General features: G+C 60.5%; 15 protein-coding genes and 1 pseudogene. 12 read left to right on the forward strand and 4 right to left on the reverse strand.

Annotated features, from left to right (window positions below; genetic code table 11):
* Position 1 precedes the first annotated feature (1 nt).
* The 6 genes from A3AI_RS0109065 to A3AI_RS0109090 all read left to right on the forward strand — a co-directional run bounded on the left by A3AI_RS0109065 (position 2) and on the right by A3AI_RS0109090 (position 6,387).
* Positions 2-946 carry an aldo/keto reductase gene (locus A3AI_RS0109065; RefSeq protein WP_024515286.1) on the forward strand — a complete coding sequence of 315 codons (945 nt, stop codon included), beginning with the start codon at positions 2-4 and terminating at the stop codon, positions 944-946.
* 76 nt (positions 947-1,022) lie between these two features.
* On the forward strand, positions 1,023-1,397 hold the full coding sequence (locus tag A3AI_RS0109070) for a nuclear transport factor 2 family protein (RefSeq protein ID WP_024515287.1): 375 nt from the start codon (positions 1,023-1,025) through the stop codon (positions 1,395-1,397).
* A 192-nt stretch (positions 1,398-1,589) separates the two neighbouring features.
* Positions 1,590-3,641 (forward strand): FUSC family protein, encoded by a 2,052-nt coding sequence (locus A3AI_RS0109075; protein ID WP_084800866.1) that lies wholly within the window; start codon positions 1,590-1,592, stop codon positions 3,639-3,641.
* Positions 3,642-3,643: 2 nt separating this feature from the next.
* On the forward strand, positions 3,644-3,847 hold the full coding sequence (locus tag A3AI_RS0109080) for a DUF1656 domain-containing protein (RefSeq protein ID WP_024515289.1): 204 nt from the start codon (positions 3,644-3,646) through the stop codon (positions 3,845-3,847).
* 7 nt (positions 3,848-3,854) lie between these two features.
* Positions 3,855-4,814 carry an efflux RND transporter periplasmic adaptor subunit gene (locus A3AI_RS42440; protein WP_084800867.1) on the forward strand — a complete coding sequence of 320 codons (960 nt, stop codon included), beginning with the start codon at positions 3,855-3,857 and terminating at the stop codon, positions 4,812-4,814.
* A gap of 748 nt (positions 4,815-5,562) precedes the next feature.
* On the forward strand, positions 5,563-6,387 hold the full coding sequence (locus A3AI_RS0109090; RefSeq protein WP_198030084.1) for an F-box protein: 825 nt from the start codon (positions 5,563-5,565) through the stop codon (positions 6,385-6,387).
* Between the two features lie 214 nt (positions 6,388-6,601).
* Here the strand turns inward: A3AI_RS0109090 and A3AI_RS0109095 are convergent, their stop codons facing one another.
* Positions 6,602-7,552: a GlxA family transcriptional regulator gene (locus tag A3AI_RS0109095; RefSeq protein WP_024515291.1), complete on the reverse strand. Its 951-nt coding sequence runs from the start codon at positions 7,550-7,552 to the stop codon at positions 6,602-6,604.
* A 116-nt stretch (positions 7,553-7,668) separates the two neighbouring features.
* Between A3AI_RS0109095 and A3AI_RS0109100 the strand changes: the two genes are divergently transcribed.
* Positions 7,669-8,367 (forward strand): DJ-1/PfpI family protein, encoded by a 699-nt coding sequence (locus A3AI_RS0109100; RefSeq protein WP_024515292.1) that lies wholly within the window; start codon positions 7,669-7,671, stop codon positions 8,365-8,367.
* 371 nt (positions 8,368-8,738) lie between these two features.
* Here A3AI_RS0109100 and A3AI_RS0109105 read toward each other — a convergent pair whose 3' ends face one another.
* Entirely contained in the window at positions 8,739-9,149 is a 411-nt protein-coding gene (locus A3AI_RS0109105) for an NADH:ubiquinone oxidoreductase subunit NDUFA12 (RefSeq protein ID WP_024515293.1), read from the reverse strand.
* A gap of 177 nt (positions 9,150-9,326) precedes the next feature.
* Between A3AI_RS0109105 and A3AI_RS0109110 the strand changes: the two genes are divergently transcribed.
* Complete coding sequence (locus tag A3AI_RS0109110) at positions 9,327-9,932, forward strand: BA14K family protein (RefSeq protein WP_024515294.1); 606 nt, start codon at positions 9,327-9,329, stop codon at positions 9,930-9,932.
* Positions 9,933-9,987: 55 nt separating this feature from the next.
* Here A3AI_RS0109110 and A3AI_RS0109115 read toward each other — a convergent pair whose 3' ends face one another.
* Complete coding sequence (locus tag A3AI_RS0109115) at positions 9,988-10,887, reverse strand: DMT family transporter (RefSeq protein ID WP_024515295.1); 900 nt, start codon at positions 10,885-10,887, stop codon at positions 9,988-9,990.
* A 683-nt stretch (positions 10,888-11,570) separates the two neighbouring features.
* Between A3AI_RS0109115 and A3AI_RS0109125 the strand changes: the two genes are divergently transcribed.
* The gene (locus A3AI_RS0109125; protein ID WP_024515297.1) at positions 11,571-15,332 is read left to right on the forward strand and encodes a vitamin B12-dependent ribonucleotide reductase; all 3,762 of its coding nucleotides are present in this window, start codon (positions 11,571-11,573) and stop codon (positions 15,330-15,332) included.
* 78 nt (positions 15,333-15,410) lie between these two features.
* Here A3AI_RS0109125 and A3AI_RS42445 read toward each other — a convergent pair.
* Positions 15,411-16,558 (reverse strand): annotated as a pseudogene (locus tag A3AI_RS42445) (IS4 family transposase).
* Positions 16,559-16,772: 214 nt separating this feature from the next.
* Here A3AI_RS42445 and A3AI_RS0109135 point away from each other — a divergent pair.
* From A3AI_RS0109135 to A3AI_RS0109145, 3 genes are all read left to right on the forward strand, one after another.
* Positions 16,773-17,615: an LAPAL motif-containing putative phage structural protein gene (locus A3AI_RS0109135; RefSeq protein WP_024515298.1), complete on the forward strand. Its 843-nt coding sequence runs from the start codon at positions 16,773-16,775 to the stop codon at positions 17,613-17,615.
* A gap of 38 nt (positions 17,616-17,653) precedes the next feature.
* Positions 17,654-19,063: an ATP-dependent nuclease gene (locus A3AI_RS0109140; RefSeq protein ID WP_036047782.1), complete on the forward strand. Its 1,410-nt coding sequence runs from the start codon at positions 17,654-17,656 to the stop codon at positions 19,061-19,063.
* Between the two features lie 430 nt (positions 19,064-19,493).
* Complete coding sequence (locus A3AI_RS0109145; protein WP_024515300.1) at positions 19,494-20,288, forward strand: transglycosylase SLT domain-containing protein; 795 nt, start codon at positions 19,494-19,496, stop codon at positions 20,286-20,288.
* Positions 20,289-20,317: the final 29 nt, after the last annotated feature.

A 20,317-nucleotide genomic window follows, 5' to 3' on the forward strand; every position in this document is an offset into this window, starting at 1 on the left:
TATGACAACACCCGATGCCCTTCGCTACACGAGAATTCCACTTAACAACGGATCTGGCGCGATCCCCGCTGCCGGGTTTGGTACACTCATTCCCGATCCTGTCGCGACGAGGCAGGCGACCAAAGCCGCATTGGAGGCCGGCTTTCGGCATCTCGATGGTGCGGAGCGTTACCGCAATGAAGAAGCGGTTGGCGATGCCATGCAGAACGTGTTCAGAGCTGGCACGGTTCGACGCGAAGACGTGTTCGTGACCACGAAGTTGTGGAACACCAATCATCGTCCAGAGCGAGTCAAGGCCGCATTCGACGGGAGCCGTCGGCGGCTGCGCCTCGACCACATCGATTGTTACCTCATTCATACCCCCTTCGCCTTTCAGCCCGGCGACGAGCAGGACCCACGCGACGCGAGCGGTCGCGTGATCTATGACTCAGGGGTTACGTTGGTGGAGACCTGGCACGCGCTGGAACGCCTTGTGGACGACGGACACTGCAAGGCGATCGGCCTGTCGGACATTACCCTGGAGAAGCTGCGGGAAATTGTTGCGGCCGCGCGGATCAAGCCAGCCGTTGTGCAGGTCGAATCGCATCCATACCTGCCCGAATGGGATCTGCTCGACTTCTGTCGGCAGCATGGGATTGTATTGCAGGCGTTTGCGGCGTTGGGACATGCCATGGAGCCCAGAGTGATCGACGACCCCGTGGTCAGAGCCATCGCCCATCGTGTCGGCAAGACACCTGCTCAAGTCCTGCTCGCCTGGGCCGTGCAGCGCGGCACCTCCTTCCTGACCACTTCCACGAACCCCGGCCGCATCCTGGAGAATTTTGATATTTCGGCCCTGCCTGAAGACGCCATGCAGGAGATCCGGGACTCCATCACCACAAACGTCAGGTTCAATTCAGTGGTGGAGACTGGCGTGCCTGGATTTATTCCCCGGGCCAAGTCTTAACGAAGCCTTCACGACGAGTCTTCGCGGCAGGTCTTAACGGCACGATGATCGCCACAGCAGAGATGGGAGGATCGACATGGATGACCGGACCGTGCGCCAGGCGTTGGAGCGCCACTGGACTGCTTCCGATGCGGGAGATTTCGATGCCGAGCATGACATCTACCGCGAGGATGCCGTGCTTGATTATCCGCAATCAGGCGAACGCATTCGCGGTCGGCGCAACATTCAGGAGAGCAGATACGTTCAGCCGAACAAAAAGCGCTTCAAGGTCCGGCGGATTGTCGGAAGCGGCGATCTCTGGGTCACCGAGTTCACGCTTAGCTATGACGATAGACCATCTTATACGGTGAGCATCATGGAATTCCGCGAAGGATTGGTGGCGCACGAAACGCAATATTTCGCCGACCCATTTGAACCCTCGCCCTCCCGCGCGCATCTGGTTGAACGTTGAGTGCGACTGATCTTGTCAGGGTGTGTGCTCATAATGGCGCAGATGTCGGGTTTTACGACAAAGCGGAAATCTTATACTCGTTAAGAGCTTTACCGGCTGTGACCTGAGCGCAGGAGACGCGGCGACGAGGCGGACTTCATCGCCAAACCGTGGCATACTTCTTTCAACAGCCTGCCAGCAAACCTCGGTGAGATGGTAGCCAAGCGGGAACCGGACATATCGTCCTCATATCGATTTGTCGACACGGGGCGATGGGGCACACCATTTGCGGCAGCGGCGTGGGCTGCTCCGCCACTGCTGTTTGGGATCCGGCTGTGGGCGGCTGTGTGTCTCGCCTTGTACGTCGCATTCTGGCTCGAACTTGATACCGCCTTTTGGGCAGGCACGACAGCGGCGCTGGTCTGCCAACCAAGTCTCGGCGCATCATTGCGCAAAGGATGGTTCCGAATGATCGGAACCTTCATCGGAGCGGTAGCGATCGTGGCTCTGACAGCCCTCTTCCCGCAAAATCGTGCTGGTTTCCTCCTTAGCCTGGCGTTGTGGGGCGGTCTTTGTTCGCTTATCGCAACCTTGCTGCGCAATTTCGCGGCGTATGCCGCGGCGCTTGCCGGGTTTACAGCCGCGATCATCGCCGGAGATGAACTTGGTGCGGTCGGCGGTGTCAACGGCCAGGCGTTCACTCTTGCCATCGACCGCGTAAGCGAAATCTGGATCGGCATCGTGTGCGCCGGGATCGTCCTGGCCGGAACGGACTTTGGCGGCGCGCGGCGCCGACTTGCCCGTCATCTGGCGGAACTGGCAGGAGACATCGCTACGCGCTTCACGTCGACCCTGCGACGGGGCCGCCCGGAGCCTTCGGCGCAGACAGTCCGACGCGAGCTCATCCGCAAGGTCATCGCGACTGATTCTGTCATCGACGAGGTGAAAGGCGAGTCGTCGACGCTCCGCTACCATTCGCCGGTGTTGCAGCAAGCCGTCCATGCGATGTTTACGGTGCTCGCGGCGTGGCGAACGATCGATGCACGACTGCGGCGCGTGTCGGCCTCGTCAGGCGCGCACGAAGCGCTCCACGTCCTGCGCAACATTCCAACGGAGCTGCGTGAAGCCCTCGAAGCCAACGAACCCTCGTCCTGGTCGAGCGATCCGGCCAGAATGCGTGGGCTTTGCCGTGCAGCGATCCATGCGCTTGCCGGGATGCCTTCGCGGACGATAACGCTGCGGCTGCTCGCAGACCAGACCGCCGCCGTGATCACGGGCTTCGCCCAAATCCTCGACGGACTTGCGCTGCTGGCGGGTGATATTGCGCAAGAGCATACATCAGATCGCGGCCTGAAACTGCATGTCGCTGATTGGCTGCCGCCCCTTGTCAACGCCGGACGGACGTTTGTGACGATCGTCGCCGTTCAGATCTTCTGGATTTGGACCCAGTGGCCCAATGGGGCCTTCGCGATCACGTTTGCGGCGATCACCGTCATCCTGCTTTCACCGCGGGCTGACGAGTCCTACGCCGCGGCGATCAAATTTACTACGGGCGCCACCATCGCGGCTCTTGCCGCCGCGATCGCATTGTTTGCGGGTTTGCCGGCTATGGATAGCTTTGTCGGCTTTGCGATCGTGTTGGGCCTTTTCCTCATTCCGGCCGGCGCGATGATCGCTCAACCCTGGAACACCCCTGTGTTCGTGGCGATCGTCGCCAATTTCATACCGATGATCGGTCCAGCCAATCAGATGAGCTACGACACGATAAAATTCTATAACTCGGCACTCGCGATCGTCGCAGGATGCGCGGCCGGCGCACTGTCCTTCCGCCTCATCCCACCAATCTCACCACAGCTGCGGTCGCAGCGCTTGCTGGCCTTGAGCCTGCGCGACTTGCGCCGTCTCGCGGCCGATCCCGACCGGCGCCAAGTGCCCTGGGAGGGACGATTGTACAGCCGCATCGTCGCATTGCCCGACGGCGCGGACCCTCGGCAACGAGCTGTCCTTGTCACGTCGCTGACCGTCGGCGAAAGCATGGTCGCACTTCAGCAAATCGCCCCTCAACTGGGTTTTGCCGGCGAATTCGAGGCAGCCCTGAAACACTTCCGTTCGGGAACTTGTTCGGCCATGATGACGCAGCTTGAGGCGACAGAACGCGGGCTTGCGGGCAACGACGACCCGGCGGCCATGCGCGCGAGAGGGCACCTCCTAGCCATCCGTGATGCTCTGTCCGATCATCGTGCCTATTTTGAAACCGGAGCCTAAGATTGAAATTTGTTGAGATCAACCTGCTCGGCGTCTACGTTGCCCCGATCTCGCTGCTGATGATCGCGGCGTGGATCGTGACCGTCGGCTTGCGTCGCGCTGCGGCTCGATTTGGTCTATTCCATTACGTCTGGCATCCGGCGCTGCTCGTGTTCGACGTCTACATTATCGTGCTTTCATCAATGGTTCTCTTCATCGCACGCTGAGATTGCCATGTCCGAAGCTGACGCAAAACTGGAGCGACGCGAACCCGACCATGTTGATCCCACAGCGGCTTCGCCGACCGCGAAGGTCTCCAAGCCGAGAATAGCTGCCGTTCCGCTTGTGATCACGCTTGCAGCGACCGCGGTTGCGATCGTCATGGGCGCCCTCATGTGGGACGCGTATATGGCTGCGCCATGGACGCGCGACGCAACAGTGCGGACTTACGTGGTGACCATGGCTCCGGAAGTCGCGGGTCGTATCGTGCAACTGCCGGTGAAGGACAACCAGTTCGTTCACAAGGGCGATTTGTTGCTCGTCATCGATCCCACCGACTATAAGAACGCACTGCAGTTGGCGGAGGCCAATGTCGAGCAGGCTCGGGCAAATGCGCTCAATGCCCAATTGGAGTTGCAGCGACGGCAGAAGCTGAGCGAACTCGCGGAGACGGTCGAGGACCGACAGATCCATGAGGCGAACGCCGCTGCGAGCAAGGCTCAATACCAAGGCGCCCAGGTCAGTCGAGATCAGACCAAGGTCAATCTCGAACGTACAGAGCTCCGCTCTCCCGTGAATGGCTGGGTGACTAATCTCCTGACGCAAGTAGGAGACTACGCAAGCGTCGGACGGAATGTCATTTCGGTGGTCGACGCCGACTCGTTCTGGATCGACGCCTATTTCGAAGAGACGAGCCTTCCATCCATCCAAGAAGGGGACACTGCGAAAATCAAGTTGATGGGACACAGGAACATTATCATGGGCGAAGTCAGCGGCCTCGCGCGTGGCATTACCGTGGCGAACGCGCAACCCGATCTGGCGGGGCTTGCAAATGTCAACCCAATCTTCACCTGGGTGCGGCTAGCGCAGCGAATCCCGGTTCGGATCAACATAAAGCAAGTACCCGAAGGTGTTCGCCTCGTTACCGGATTGACGGCGACCGTTCAGGTCGAGCCGCTATCCCAGCCCCGCTAGGCGTCGACTGTTCTGCTATCGCGAGCGAGTCATGTCTGTTTGCTGCGGTGCATGAGTCCGGTATCCGTACACGCCCTAAAGCGCGGTGATACGCTCACCCGCGAATGACTTTTCCCCGTTGCGGGAGCGAGCTCTCGAAAAGCTTGCGTCTCCTCGTGCCGAGGGGGCAGGACCAGGCGATCGATAACCGAATAGATCCATCGACCAGCTGAACCTACTGGCATCGCCACCCGGCCTCCCATCCCGTGATTGCGGACCACCGGCTTCATACGGGCATCCGTTGGCGGGTTCACGCGAAGCAATCCAGACATTCGCCGCGACCACAGTCTGGATGGCTTCGTTGCGTTGCTCCTCTGCAAAGACGCAGATCAGCAAAACTAGCAGCCTCTTCATCGCTGCGGGTCGGTGTCAAAGACCTATACATGATGTGCAGTATCGTTCCTGATATGACTCGGCCATCAGCAGGCTGACGCAAGGCACCCCGAGGGCTGCTTATTCGTAGACTTTCGCGAAGTTTCTACGAATGTAACGATCTTCGGCTTGTAAATTATTCAGCGGCGGCAGATCATGGGAGCGGCCTCGCTTCACTTGAATGTATGGAGGGATCGTCCTGCCAAGCATCACTCTGCGACTGTCTGACGACCTCGCCCTAACTGCCGATCGCACACCTGATGCCGAAGGATCGGCAGAGGCGGATGAATTTTCTTCTGCCGCAGTTCATACCACGTCGACACGAGGTCTAGGCACCATGGAAGTTCTGCCTGGCGAACTTATCCAACGAACCATGGAAATGATGCCGCGTGAGGATTTCCAGCCATTCAGTGAGATAAACAAACACGTTCGTCAACTCGTGAAGCAAAACCCCACCCTCCGCCAGCGCCTTAAGGAAAGGCCACTGGACTCCTTACCCGCCGAGCTTAAGCTAGAAATCATGAGGCGGATGCCGCCCCAGGATCTGCGGCGTTTCAGTGAGACAAATAAAGCTACTCGTACCCTCGCGAGGAGCGACTCTACCCTCAGGCTGCGCCTTACGGGAGCTCAACAGGCACATGGAGCGATGAGCGGGTTGGAGCGCAATGGGCCCCTTGATCCAAACAGTGATTCCTTCAACGAACGCTATGAGCTGCTTGGCCCTCACATGAGATACCTCGAAGAGGGGCAGGCCGATGCCCTTATGCAGGGGATAGTCGGTATACCGGACGAGCAACAGCGCAGAACTACAATGGTTCTTGCCTTTAACGGCTGGAATAATTTACCTGAGCCTCAGCAAGACATCCTCCTCGATGGCTTGCAGTCGTTTAGAAATACTACGCTAGCATACACCACAGCCGGAACGGCCGGACAGCTGCTGTTACCTCGGCTGACTCAAGGCCAGCAAATGAGTTGGGTTAGCGCCTTCGCTGGCTTTCACGATTTTCCACTTGGTTACGTTCTACACGTCGCTTTCGACAATCTTGGTTCATTGCGCGGCGAGGCACAATCACAGCTTTATAAAAGAATCTCAGCGATGCGCGCGTCCCAGTTGCAGGAAGGGGCTCTCGCTAAGCTTAAACCTCCTGCCGGTCAGGAGTAAGCGATTGATGACCGAATAAATCGACACGCGACTTGGCTGCGGATCATGTTCAGGTGACAAGGCATCATCTTCGTCGACCAGGTGGTCCGAGCATTCAGCCGGCCGGATAGCATTTGGACGTCAGCGTCTCATACCGCTCCGATTGGTAAAGCACGAAGAACCCTTCCGTAATCTCCCTCGAAGCATGCGCCCTTCCCGACTTGGCCCACGCTCATCAGCCCGGAAGCCTGCTCTCCCTTGCAGCCCGGCGCAGCGATTGCGGCGGCTGGCCGAAGGCGCGGATGAAGGCGCGGCGCATGCGCTCGGGATCGCGAAAGCCGGTGAGTTCGGCGACTCGCTCGATCGCCTCGTGTGACGATTGCACGCGCGAGCGCGCAGCCTCGACGCGCAGCCGCTCGATCGCTTTCGATGGCGTGGTACCGGTCTCCGCAATGAAGGCGCGGGTGAAATGCCGCGCGCTCATTCCGGCACGTTCGGCGAGGTCGTCGACTGTCAGCTTCTCCTCGAGATGCTCGCGCGCCCAGGTGAGCAGCGGACCGAAACGGCCGGTCGGTGCCTTCAATTCCAGCAGCGAGGAGAACTGCGACTGTCCACCGCTCCTGCGGTGATAGAGCACGAGCTGGCGCGCGGTCTTCTCGACGATCTCCTTGCCGAAATCCTCCTCGACCATGGCAAGCGCAAGGTCGATGCCGGCGGAAATGCCGGCCGAGCTCCAGATATTGCCATCGCGCACGAAGATCTGGTCGGGCTCGAGCTTCACGTTGGGATAGGCGGCGAGAAACTGCCGCGTGCGCTGCCAATGCGTGGTGGCGCGGCGCCCCTCCAGCAGGCCAGCTTCGGCCAGCATCATGGCGCCCGAGCATACGCTGGCGACCCGAGCACCGCGCCTGGCCACTGCGCGCACAAACTGCAGCGTGCACTCGTTTCGCGCGGCGGCATCGACGCCCTCTCCGCCCGCGATGAGCAGCGTCGAGATGGCGTTGGGCGAGCCGAACTTGCGCGCCAGCATCTCCACCCCCGACGTCGAGCGCACCGCGCCGGGCTTGGCGGCAATCATCTTGATGTCGACGGGGCGTTTTGCGTAGCGGCTGGCGATTTCGAACACCGAGACCGGGCCCGCGGCATCGAGCAGTTGGAAATCGGGAAAGATCAGCACGCCGATCATGTGAGGCTCCCATGTCTCAAAACGAGGGAAATTTGCCATTTCGGACCAAAACCCATCATGGCACGCTACCCAGGTCAAGTGCATTGTTGAAAAGCGCATGTGTTGGAGGCAGCCCGATGTCCCTGCAGATCGGTCTTCTGATTTTCCCGAAACTCACCCAGCTCGACCTCACGGGTCCGGTGCAGGTGTTCTCCAGCGTACCCGGCGCCAAACTGCATCTGGTCTGGAAACGCATCGAGCCGGTGCCGAGCGATTCCGTGCTGACGCTGACGCCGACGACGACCTTCGCTGACTGCCCACCCTGCGATGTGGTCTGCGTGCCCGGCGGCGCCGGCACCGACGACATGGTCAATGACGAGGAGGTGCTCGCCTTTCTGCGCCGGCAGGCGGAAAGCGCGAGATACATCACCTCGGTCTGCACTGGGTCCCTGGTGCTCGGCGCGGCCGGCCTGCTCGCGGGGTATCGCGCCGCGACCCATTGGAATGCGCGCGATCACCTGGCCGCTTTCGGCGCGATCGTCAGCGACGAACGTGTCTGCGTCGACCGCAATCGCGTCACCGGCGGCGGCGTCACCGCGGGCATTGATTTCGCGCTGACCCTGGTCTCGCATCTCGTCGACCGCAAGACGGCCGAAGCGATCCAATTGCGCCTGGAATACAACCCGGCGCCCCCGTTCAACTCAGGCTCGCCCGAGACCGCGCCGAAAGAAGTGCTGGCGCTGATCAACGAGCGCATGGCGCCGTTCAAGGCCCGTCGGGCCGAAGCGGTGGCGCGCGCGGCGGCGCGGCTCAATGCCGGAGCTGCGACGGCCTGACAACAACAGAAAAAGGCCGCCCGGTTTCCCGAGCGGCCTTTCCTGTCTTACGGCGGTTGCACATTGACGGGCGATTTCAGGACCTCTCCGCCAGGGGCCTATCTCCCGGCCTGTCCTACTCGGCATCCGCTGCAAATCGGGGCAGTCGCGATTTCTGGCACCCGAACCGTCGCGATGGTCTCCCATCTCCGTAAGATGGGATTATCAAGCAGCAACCACGCCTGGAGCACAAGCGCTGCCTGCACGCCGTCCCCGCTGATACCGTTGTTCACAGACGCGTGGGCGGCGCACAATGTTCTTCGCGCGCGCGGTACATGAGGAGGCGCCGGGTCATCTTCGCGAGGGAATCGCGAGAGCGCTCGACCGATTAGTCAGCTGCCCGGCGTCCATGGCACGTAGTCGCCGGTTGCCTTCGGGCGTTTGCCGCTCGCAAGAGTCGAGCCCGACGGCCGGTACGCATAGGGCGTGCCAGTCAGGTTCGGCACGTGCGGCTTTTCCCACTCGCGCGGCTTGTAGCCGTCCTCGGTCGGCGGGGTGTCGACGACGTGATGGATCCAGCCATGCCAGCCTGTCGGGATGCGGCTTGCTTCGGCAAGGCCGTTATAGATCACCCAGCGCCGCTCGAAATTCAGGGTGGGGTCGATCTTGCCGCCGCGGGTCCGGTAGTAGCGGTTGCCCTGCTCATCCTCGCCGACCAGTTCACCGAACCTGGAGGTCCAGAGCTGAGTGCCAAAGGTCTGGCCATTCCACCAGGTGAAGAATTTGAGCAGGAATTGTTTCATGCGGGCTGTCGGTTGACCTTGGATCCTGAGAGCCCTGATGCCACCGGCGCGACGAATTGTCCAGTCGGGCGGAGATCCCGTTCACGTGCGCTTCACAAGCGCTTTGGCAGGGTTCTCCGCGGGGAACATTGGGGCGGCAAGGCCATTAAGTCAGCGTCATTCGATGGAGCTTCAATCATGCGTAAATCAATGCTTTTAAGTGCCTCAACCGCGCTTGCTCTTGCGCTGGCGACGGCGATGCCTTCGGCCAGCTTCGCCTTTGGTCGTGGCGGTGGCGGCGGCGGCCATATCGGCGGCGGTGGCGGCATGCATTTCGGCGGCGGCGGTGGCGGCATGCACATGGGCGGTGGCGGCTTTGCGCGCCCGGGCGGCGGCGCAGCCTTTGCCGCTTCACGACCGGTTGGCGGCGCGGGCTTCGCGGCCTCGCGACCGGTCGGCGGCGGCGGTGTCGCCTGGAATGGCGGCCGCAACTGGAATGGCGGCTGGCACGGCAACGGCTGGCGCAATCGCGGCTGGGGCTATGGCGCCGGTGCAGTCGCGGCAGGAGTTGCGGCTGGCGCAGCGCTCGGCAGCTACGCCTATTATGATGGCGGCTATCCGGGTTACTATGGCGATACCTACTATGACGACGACGCTGGCCCCGACTACTATGACAGCGGCGTGGCTGTGGTGCCGGCGCCGGTCGGCGGCGACGCGAGCTACTGCGCCCAGCGCTACCGCTCCTACGATCCCTCCAGCGGCACCTATCTCGGCTATGACGGAATGCGGCACCCCTGCCCGTAATCGCAAGCCTCGGGGTGAAATCTTTGCGAGCGGCGCCTTCGGGCGCCGCTTTCTATTAACTCCGCGTCGCCAGCGCGACCGCCGCCAGCGTTAGAACCAGCGCCGCGATCTGGCCGGCACCGAGCGGCTCGTGCAGAGCGAGTGCGGAGGCCACAACCCCGATCACTGGAACCGCCATGGTGCCGGTCGCCGCGACCGACGCGGGCAGCCGGGCGAGTGCGGCAAACCAGGCGACATAGGCGATGCAGAACTGCACCAAGGTGCTGTAGAGCAGGACCCACCAGCCGACCGGCGTGACCGCATCGAAATAGGCGGTTTCGAGCAAAAAGCCGGCGACCGCCACCGGCGCGCAGCCAATGCCGATTTGCCAGGCGGCGGCAGGGATAGGCGCCATCTTCAGCGGCCAGCGTTTGGCGAGCACGGTGCCCACGGCAAAGCCGATCGAGCCGCACAGCGCCATGATGATTCCCGGCAGCTTTTCCATGCTCGCCGCAACGCCGTTGCCGCCCATGATCGCGAGCAGCCCGCCAAAGGCCAGCACAAGCGCAAGCGCCCGCAACGGGGTCGGCTGCTCGCCCAGCACCGGCCAGGCCAGGATCGAGGCCCATACTGGCATGGTGTAGGCGATCAGCGCGGTCTCGCTCGCCGGCAGGAACACCAGCGCCAGCCCCATCAGGACCATCCAGCCGGTGACGTTGAGGAGCCCCGCCAGCACCAGCCGCGGCCACATCCCGTCCGGCACGCGCAAGGACTGCCCGCGCAGGATGGCCAGGAGCGCAAGCAGCACGGCGCCCACGACGCCGGTACCGCCGCGCAGCGTCAGCGGCGGCAGTTCGGACAACAGGTACTTGGTCGCGGGCCAATTGAAGCCCCAGCCGATCGAGGTGATGGCGAGGAAGGCAAGGCCTGCCGGCGCGAGGCCCGGCCGCGCCGGTTTTGCGACTGATTCTGTCATGGGATGGCTGGGCTGAAACTGAAATTGGCGGCTCCCTTGCCGCCGCCGGACCTGTTCACCACACGCTGTAGGAGATGTCAGCTAAAACTTGCCCGCACCCTTAGCTGAGTCTTCCGGATGCAAGCCGTTGCGCCCAACAAAATCTTGCCTGTGCATAGTGGGGTGAAGCTCGGACAGGCCCCTTGGGGATAATTTTTTGGCTTCCGAATCCTTGAGGACTCACTGATACTTGACCCCATCACAGGCGTGGCATTGGCCCCTGTTATCCCACGCTTTCCACCATATTTAGTATTTGATTCAGGAAATCGCACTAGTCCTTGACGGGCGAGACGGGTTTGGCCTAGCTTTGGACCGGTTCGGCGCGAGTGAGTTTGGGTCCCGCCGGTCGCTCCCACCAGGGTTCCAAAATGACCACTCCGTCGGCCGGTTCGGGCAGCGGGTGCAGGGCTTTTGCGCCCTGAAACTTGAGGGAAATCCGGGGTGCCAAGACGAGGCCGAAAAGGCCCGCGTGACGTTGTTTGAAGTTGGGGCGTTGAAGAGAAGGGACCGGGCCAACCGGTCTGAACTGCGAAACGGACGAGCGTGGGAGACACCCGCGGCTTGGGCGGATCGCGCAAGGCAATAGCGAACCGTAGCCGTGGGTTGACGGCGCGGTCCAAGAGAAAATACGGGGCAAGAAAACTATGCGAATCGAACGTCGCCACACCACGCAAGGTGAAACACCGTACGCACGGATTGATTTCAGATTGACGACATCTGAGATCAAGAACCCGGATGGTTCCATCGTGTTTCGTCTCGACAATGTCGAGGTCCCCTCGGCCTGGTCGCAGGTCGCCTCCGACGTGCTTGCGCAGAAATATTTCCGGAAAGCCGGCGTTGCCGCGCGGCTGAAAAGGATCGAGGAAGAAAGCGTCCCGTCATGGCTGTGGCGCTCGGTGCCCGACACCGAGGCGCTGGAGAGCCTGCCGGAGAAAGAGCGCTATGTCAGCGAGCTCTCCGCCAAGCAGGTGTTCGACCGTCTCGCCGGTTGCTGGACCTATTGGGGCTGGAAGGGCGGCTATTTCTCGAGCGAAGACGACGCGTCCGCCTTCTATGACGAACTCCGCTACATGCTCGCCATGCAGATGGTGGCGCCGAACTCGCCGCAATGGTTCAACACCGGCCTGCACTGGGCCTATGGCGTCGACGGTCCCGGCCAGGGCCACTATTACGTCGACCACAGGACCGGCAAGCTGACGAAATCCAAGTCGGCCTACGAGCATCCGCAGCCGCACGCCTGCTTCATCCAGGGCATCGAGGACGACCTCGTCAACGACGGCGGCATCATGGATCTCTGGGTGCGCGAGGCGCGCCTGTTCAAATATGGCTCCGGCACCGGCTCGAACTTCTCGAAGCTGCGCGGCGAAGGCGAACGCCTTTCCGGCGGCGGCCGCTCGTCCGGCCTGATGAGCTTCCTCAAGATCGGCGACCGCGCGGCGGGCGCGATCAAGTCCGGCGGCACCACGCGCCGCGCGGCCAAGATGGTCGTGGTCGACGCCGATCACCCCGACATCGAGACCTATATCGACTGGAAGGTGAAGGAGGAGCAGAAGGTTGCTGCCCTCGTCACCGGCTCCAAGGTCAACCAGAAGCACCTCAAGGCCGTAATGAAGGCCTGCGTGAACTGCGAAGGTTCAGGCGACGACTGCTTCGACCCCGAGAAGAACCCGGCGCTCCGCCGCGAGATCAAGCTCGCGCGCCGCGCGCTGGTCGCCGACAACTACATCAAGCGTGTCATCCAGTTCGCCAGGCAAGGCTACAAGGACATTCAGTTCGACACCTATGACACCGACTGGGATTCGGAAGCCTATCTCACGGTGTCAGGCCAGAACTCCAACAACTCGGTCTCGCTGAAGGACGACTTCCTGCGCGCGGTCGAGACCGACGGCGACTGGCAGCTGATCGGGCGCACCAACAAGAAGGTGATGAAGACGCTGAAGGCGCGCGATCTCTGGGAGAAGATCGGCTACGCCGCCTGGGCCTCCGCCGATCCCGGCCTGCACTTCAACACCACGATGAACGACTGGCACACCTGCAAGGCGTCAGGCGACATCCGTGCGTCCAATCCGTGCTCGGAATACATGTTCCTGGACGACACCGCCTGCAACCTGGCGTCGGCCAACCTGCTCACCTTCTACAACACCACGACCAAGCAGTTCGACGTCGCCTCTTACGAGCATCTCTGCCGGCTCTGGACGCTGGTGCTCGAGATCTCTGTGCTGATGGCGCAATTCCCGTCCAAGGCGATCGCCGAGCTCTCCTACGAGTTCCGCACGCTGGGCCTGGGCTTTGCCAATATCGGCGGCCTCTTGATGACCATGGGCCTGCCCTATGACAGCAAGGAAGGCCGTTCGCTCTGCGGCGCGCTGACCGCCATCATGACCGGCATCGCATACAAGACCTCGGCCGAGATGTCGGGCGAGCTCGGCCCCTTCCCCGGCCACAAGAAGAACGCCGCGCACATCCTGCGCGTGATCCGCAACCACCGCCGCGCGGCCCATGGCGAAAGCCGCGGCTACGAGGCGCTCTCCGTCAACCCGGTGCCGCTCGACCATGCCTCCTGCCCGCAGGCCGACCTCATCGCCCACGCCAAGATGGCCTGGGACGATGCGCTCTCGCTCGGCGAGCAGAACGGCTATCGCAACGCGCAGGTCACCGTGGTCGCGCCGACCGGCACGATCGGCCTTGTGATGGATTGCGACACCACCGGCATCGAGCCCGACTTCGCGCTGGTGAAGTTCAAGAAGCTCGCCGGCGGCGGCTACTTCAAGATCATCAACCGCGCTGTCCCTGAGGCACTGCGCGCGCTCGGCTATCGCGAAAGCGAGATCGCGGAGATCGAGGCCTACGCCGTCGGCCACGGCTCGCTCGCCAATGCGCCGGGCATCAACGTCACGACGCTGAAGTCCAAGGGCTTCACGGATGAAGCGATCGCCAAGGTCGAGAAGGCCCTGCCGACCGCCTTCGACATCAAGTTCGCCTTCAACAAGTGGACCTTTGGCGAGGAGTTCATCCGCGACCAGCTCGGCATCGGGCCTGAGGCCCTCGGCGCGCCGAACTTCGACCTGCTCGCAGCGCTGGGCTTCACCAAGCGCGAGATCGAGGCCGCGAACGTGCACATCTGCGGCGCCATGACGGTGGAATCGGCTCCGCACCTCAAACCAGAACATTACGCGGTGTTCGACTGCGCCAACCCCTGCGGCAAGATCGGCAAGCGCTATCTGTCGGTGGAAAGCCACATCCGCATGATGGCGGCCTCGCAGCCATTCATCTCGGGTGCGATCTCCAAGACCATCAACATGCCGAACGATGCGACCGTCGAGGACTGTAAGGCTGCTTACCTGTTGTCCTGGAAGCTCGCGCTGAAGGCCAACGCGCTCTACCGCGACGGCTCGAAACTGTCGCAGCCGCTCAACTCGCAGCTCATCAGCGACGATGAGGACGAGGATGATGCGGTGGAGGGGCTCTACGAGAAGCCGATGGCCGCGCGCGCGGCGCAAGTCTCGGAGAAGATCGTCGAGAAGCTGGTCGAGCGCATCGTGGTGATGCGCGAGCGCGAGAAGATGCCGGATCGCCGCAAGGGCTACACCCAGAAGGCGGTGGTCGGCGGACACAAGGTCTACTTGCGAACCGGCGAATATGACGATGGGCGTCTCGGCGAGATCTTCATCGATATGCACAAGGAGGGCGCGGCGCTCCGCTCCTTCATCAACAACTTCGCCATCGCAGTCTCGCTCGGCCTGCAATACGGCGTGCCGCTCGATGAATACGTCGATGCCTTCACCTTCACCCGCTTCGAGCCTGCGGGTCCGGTGCAGGGCAACGACTCCATCAAGTACGCAACCTCGATCCTCGACTATGTCTTCCGCGAGCTCGCGGTGAGCTATATGAGCCGCTTCGACCTCGCCCATGTCGATCCCACCGAGTCGAGCTTCGATGCGCTCGGCAAGGGCGTCGAGGAAGGCAAGACCCCCGACGACGGCCCCGCGCCCCAGGCGACCAAATACGTCTCCCGCGGCCTCACCCGCTCCCGCACCGACAACCTGGTCGTCATGCGCGGCGGCAGCGCCGCCGTCAGCCAGGGCGCTGACAACGCGCCCTCAGGCGGCTCGAAGGTGACGGCGCTCAACCGCGCCGGTGCCGGCGATGCCGTCGAAGGCGCCGTCGCGCTGAAGCAGGAGACCAGCCACGACCTCTCGCCGACCGAGAAGCTGGAAGCCATGCAATGGAGCAAGCCCGGCACGGCAGCGGTGGCGCACGTAGCGACCAAGGCAGAGCGGCGCGCCGAGGCCAAAGCCAAGGGCTACGAAGGCGAGATGTGCTCGGAGTGCGGCAACTTCACGCTGGTGCGGAATGGCACGTGCATGAAGTGCGATACGTGCGGCAGCACGACGGGGTGTTCGTGAGGCGCGGGCTAAGGGCTTGCTGCTGTAGTAGCGAAGAACGTCATGCCCGGGCTTGACCCACGGCTGTCCGGTTTAAATTTAGCATAGGCTGAGGTTCATCTGTCGGTGATCTTTAAGGATCGGCGGAGGTGGATCGAGGAGACGATCAATCCGCCGCCGTTGCATGAGATTTTGAGCTACCAGCCGTGTGAAGGTCAGGAGAGTTGTGACGCTGCTCTGGGTGGCATGGGCCATGCGCAAGAGCAGGAAGGCGATAAGTGCGATGGCGATCTGAATGCGCACGGCGTTCTCGGAAGCACCGAAAAAGTGGCGGATTTTGAGGGTTTGCTTGATCCAGCGGAAGAACAGTTCGATGTGCCAGCGGCGCTTGTAGAGTTCGGCGATCTCATCGGCCGGAGCATCAAGATCATTGGTGACAATACGCAGGATCTTGCCGGTCTCGGTTTGGACCCTGATCTCGCGCACCGGGTCCTGGAAAGGGTTCTTGCGGGACTTGGCCTGCCGTGCCGGCAACAGAGCGATGCGGTCGGAAAGCACCGAAGAGCCCTTAGGCACCTTGTTCTCGGCCGTCACCAACAGCGGTGTATTGGCCTTCAGACGGGTGACGAGGCGGCATCCCGCGGCATGGAGTTCAGCCCACCAGCCATAGTCGTAGTAGCCGAGGTCGAAGACATAGGTCGCACCGGGTCGGATCGGCATGGTTTTGGCGACGGTGATGTCGTTGACATTGGCCGGGGTCAGTTCGGCGAAGCTCGGGCGCTCGCTGTCTGGGTTATAGACAATATGCAGCTTGGCCCCGTGCAGCCGGAACAAAACCGCGCCCAATCGGCGCTCAGCGAGTTCAGTCGGAACCCAGTGGAATCGACCAGATACACGGCGTCCGCGACCTTGCCGGCGAGGCCGCGTTCACACCGGCCCATCAGCTCCGACAACAACTCCGTAAATACCGCGCAGGAACGTTTGGCGTTGGCGTCAGCCAAGGTCGAGCGCGACAACTCTCTCGCTCCGAGGTGATAGAGCCGCGTGGCATGGCTCTCAAACGATGCTTCGATCGCTCGCAGACTCTGGGCGTCCGAAAGCTGTGCATAGAGCATCGCGACAAATTGGTTCTGCGTACTGAGCCGGCGCACCCGCTTATTGGCTCGATATCTGTCCACAAGCCGATCCAGAACACGCCACGGCACTAAGTTCAGAATGCCGTGAAATACTGTATTGTGGTGGCGCATGGCGGGATCTTCCTGGCGTGTCTCGAACATTTGGCGATGCTCAAGACCGCAGAAGAATCCACGCCATGCGCCCTGTCCACCCAAATTAAACCGGACAGCCGTGGGCTTGACCCGGGCATCCACGAAAGGGCGGCCGAAAGGCCGCCTTTTTTCTTACTTCCATCGAGGAACCAATCCATGGCAACTTACGCGTGTGACACGGGGTCAATCTCATATGCCGAGCGAACAAAGCCTGTCCTTGTACTACTTTGGTAGGGTCGTGCCAGCGACCGTGGAGGCACACGAACTCATCCGCCTCTTAAGCGCCTTCACGCGAATAGCGACAAAAGCAAACCAGACGTATCACGGAGCGAAAGCAAAAACGTCCGTCCGCATCGAACGAATCCAACCTGGCTCGATAGACCTGCATTGGCTCTACGACGTAGCCGCAACAGCTCAATCTGCCTTCCCAGCCTTTCCGGGGCTGTTGTTGGGTGTCAAAGATGTCGCATCGCTGGTTAAGTTGTGGCTCGATCTGCTGAAATTTCTAAAAGGACAACCTCCGCAGAGAATTCAAAATGTCGACAATGGAAGTGCCCTTCAGATCGAAAACGTTCATGGCGAGACAACAATCATAAATGGCAATATCTATAACACTTTCCTCTTGAGCGGAATCGGAAACGATGCCGAGAAATTAGATATCCCGACCAAACTCGGCGCGAAGAAGCTTGAACTTAGACATCAAGGAAAGAAAATAGCGAGCTACGATGCAGTTGATCTCTCTAATTTCAAGGCCGTGAAACCAAAGGACAGGCCATTAGAGAGCGAGGTTGAAGCAATTCTTGAGGTGAAAGCCCCCGTGCTCGAGGGGGAAGGTATGTGGAGATTCAAGTACGGTCGTATGTCGATCGCCGCAAAGCTCACTGATGAAGATTATCGAAGGCGCGTCGAGCACGGAGAGGAAAGCTTCAGCCACGGCGATCGCCTGTTAGTGAGGCTAAGAACAGTGCAGGAAAACCTTGGAAACAAGATAAGCACCAAGCACTTTATAACGAAAGTCGTTCAACGAGTTGCCTAGGCGTCTACGCGTCCAATCAACAGCCTCTGAGTCTTATCGTGATTACTTCAATCTCCATTGGATACATCAAATCCTTTGCGAAGCCGCAATCCATTGAGCTTGCCCGACCGAATGGGGAGCGAGGAAGCGGCTACAACGTAATTGTTGGACAGAACAATACCGGCAAGAGCACGTTGATCACCATGACTCGCCTGCTCCTATCGAACGATGACCGTATCACGATCGGTCAGGAAGCTCGTCGCGAACCTCAGAAGCCCGTTCTCGAAATCACTTGGCAAAATGAGACGACCGAGGAGCAAGTCTGGATCAACAACAATGTTGAGGGCGCAATTTTTCAGAAGAGCGGAAACAGGCACAAGCTTCGCGGGAAGACTAGATTTGTTCCCTCACGCCGACCTTTCGGATCGGACTATAACGTTAGCCCACTACGCGTATCGGAATACGAGGCAAATGAACTCAGCGCCAGACTGAGCAATCCGGCCTACTTTGATGGCTACCTTGCGACTTCAATCGCAACGCTCTTTGGTGAAGAGTCGTCAAAAGCAGCCTTTCTTAAAGCATTAGCCGCTGTTGATCCGAGTACTGCCAAGTTTTCAACCGACAACATCGGCGGCAGGAATGTCCTTCTGTACACAGGCCCATCCAAGCTACCTCACGTTGTGTCGGATACAGGTGATGGAATAACTAACCTCGTGAGGATAATCTACTCGCTTGTAACGAGCGAGCCTGGCTCCTGTATTATTATCGACGAGCCAGAACTTTCGCTGCATCCCCAACTGCAGCGCAACCTCTTTAAAGTGTTGCTCGACTACAGTCAGGATCGACAAGTGGTTTGCGTCACGCACTCACCCCATTTCGTTGGCTGGCGAGAGATATCAGGTCCAGCGAAGCTATTCCGGGTGTCTATTGATGAGGCTGGCGAATCCAGAATAGCAAGCCCAACCAGCAGTTCATTTAACGCAGTCAACGCGCATTCGGACGTGATGAGCAGAAAGTACTATGACTCGGTTTGCAAAGAATTGTTCTTTGCGGATCGGGCTGTCCTGTTGGAGGGCTCTGAAGACGTTCATTACATAGAAAATTTTTTAGAAGCTACTAATCAGGCGCCACTCCCAATTATGGGTTACGGATGTGGCGGCGCTAGCGTTATTCGCCCGTGGATGCGATTGTGCGTCGATCTCGGCATCAAATGCGCGGCCATCTTTGATGGCGATAGAAAATCAGAGTATGAAGCTGCAGTAAACGAATTTGCGGCCAAGAGCGATTGTGCGCAGCCCTTTTTGCTATTTAAGGACGACATCCGCGACAAGTATGAACGTGCACCCTCGGGGGCGGAAACAAGCACTATTGCTAAAGAAGGAGTGTTTCGTCGCGATGGCGCTATCCATCTAACTCGACGGGACGAATTTCAGACCTTGGTTGAACAAGTCCGGGCGTACCTGATCTAACGAATGCGGATGGACCGGGACGAATCCGTCCTACAAACGTATGCCCAAAAAAGCAAGCGTAACCCGAATGAGCGGAGCGATATCCCGGGTGCCGTCGGCCAATGTCCCGGATGTCGCTGCGCTCATCCGGGCTACTCGCTAGATCGGAGCCGAACGGGCCGGTCGCTCGGGCGGCCTCTTTCTTAGCTGCAATTCAAGGAATCTTTCGCCAGCTCGCGCCACTCGCTCTTTGTTCATCATCTGACTCCAATTCGTTCCGAAAGAACGAATCGAAACACGCACTGCGGCGTCGACGACATGCTAACGATCCGTTATCAAAAATGCATTCGTTCCAGGCGAGCGGATCAGCGACAGCGGAATCCGCCATTCCGTCCGCGCAGACGGCGGGTTACGTTGGCGCTAACCCGCCCTACTCGCTCCCACAGGCCGCATGCCAAGAAAAAGCAGTCGCCGTTTTCGCCTTCGCCGCTGGCGACGGCACGCGCGATGGGCGAGGCGGCAGTTCGCGCGCGCACCGCGCGCGGTTCAAATCCTGGCGAGCATCGTGATCCTGCTTGCGGTCCTCGCGCCGTTGAACATCGCCTATCAGGTGATCCGCAAGCCGACCGAGCTGTTCTTCTTTGTCGGGCACAGGCTCGACAAGGAGCCGGCCGAGACGTGGCAGCAGTACGGGCCGCTGTTCCGCGCCTATTCCACCAGCACGATCACGCCTGAACTCTTGGCTGCGCTGGCGCAGGTCGAGAGCAGCGGCAATCCGGTGGCGCGCACCTATTGGCGCTGGCAATGGAGCTTCAATCCTTTCGCGATCTATAAGCCCGCCTCCAGCGCCGTCGGCCTGTTCCAGACGATCGATGCGGCCTACCTGGAAGCTCGACAGTCGTGTATCCGGGGCAACGTCGTCGTGGATAGCGGCTGCGGGTTCACCAGCCTCACCATCCGAATCATCCCGAGCCATGCCATCGGGCTCACATCGGTGTATCTGGACCGCAATGTTGCGGCCACGCTCGCCCGCGCCGGCATTGCGACAGCAAGCCCGGAGCAGAAGAAGGATCTTGCGGCCTTCATCCATCTCTGCGGCGCGGGCCCCGCCACGGCTTACGCGCGCCGCAGGTTTCACATGATCGCGAGCGAGCGCTGCGGCGATCACCTCGTCGCGGCCTATGTCGCAAGAGTCAATTCAATGCGACGGGAATTCCTGCGCCTTGCAGGCGACGGCACCCGCTAGTCAGCTAGCGATCCCTTGATCTAGATCAA

Origin of the sequence: Bradyrhizobium sp. Tv2a-2 (assembly GCF_000472425.1) — a bacterium.
In the GTDB taxonomy this organism is placed as follows: domain Bacteria; phylum Pseudomonadota; class Alphaproteobacteria; order Rhizobiales; family Xanthobacteraceae; genus Bradyrhizobium.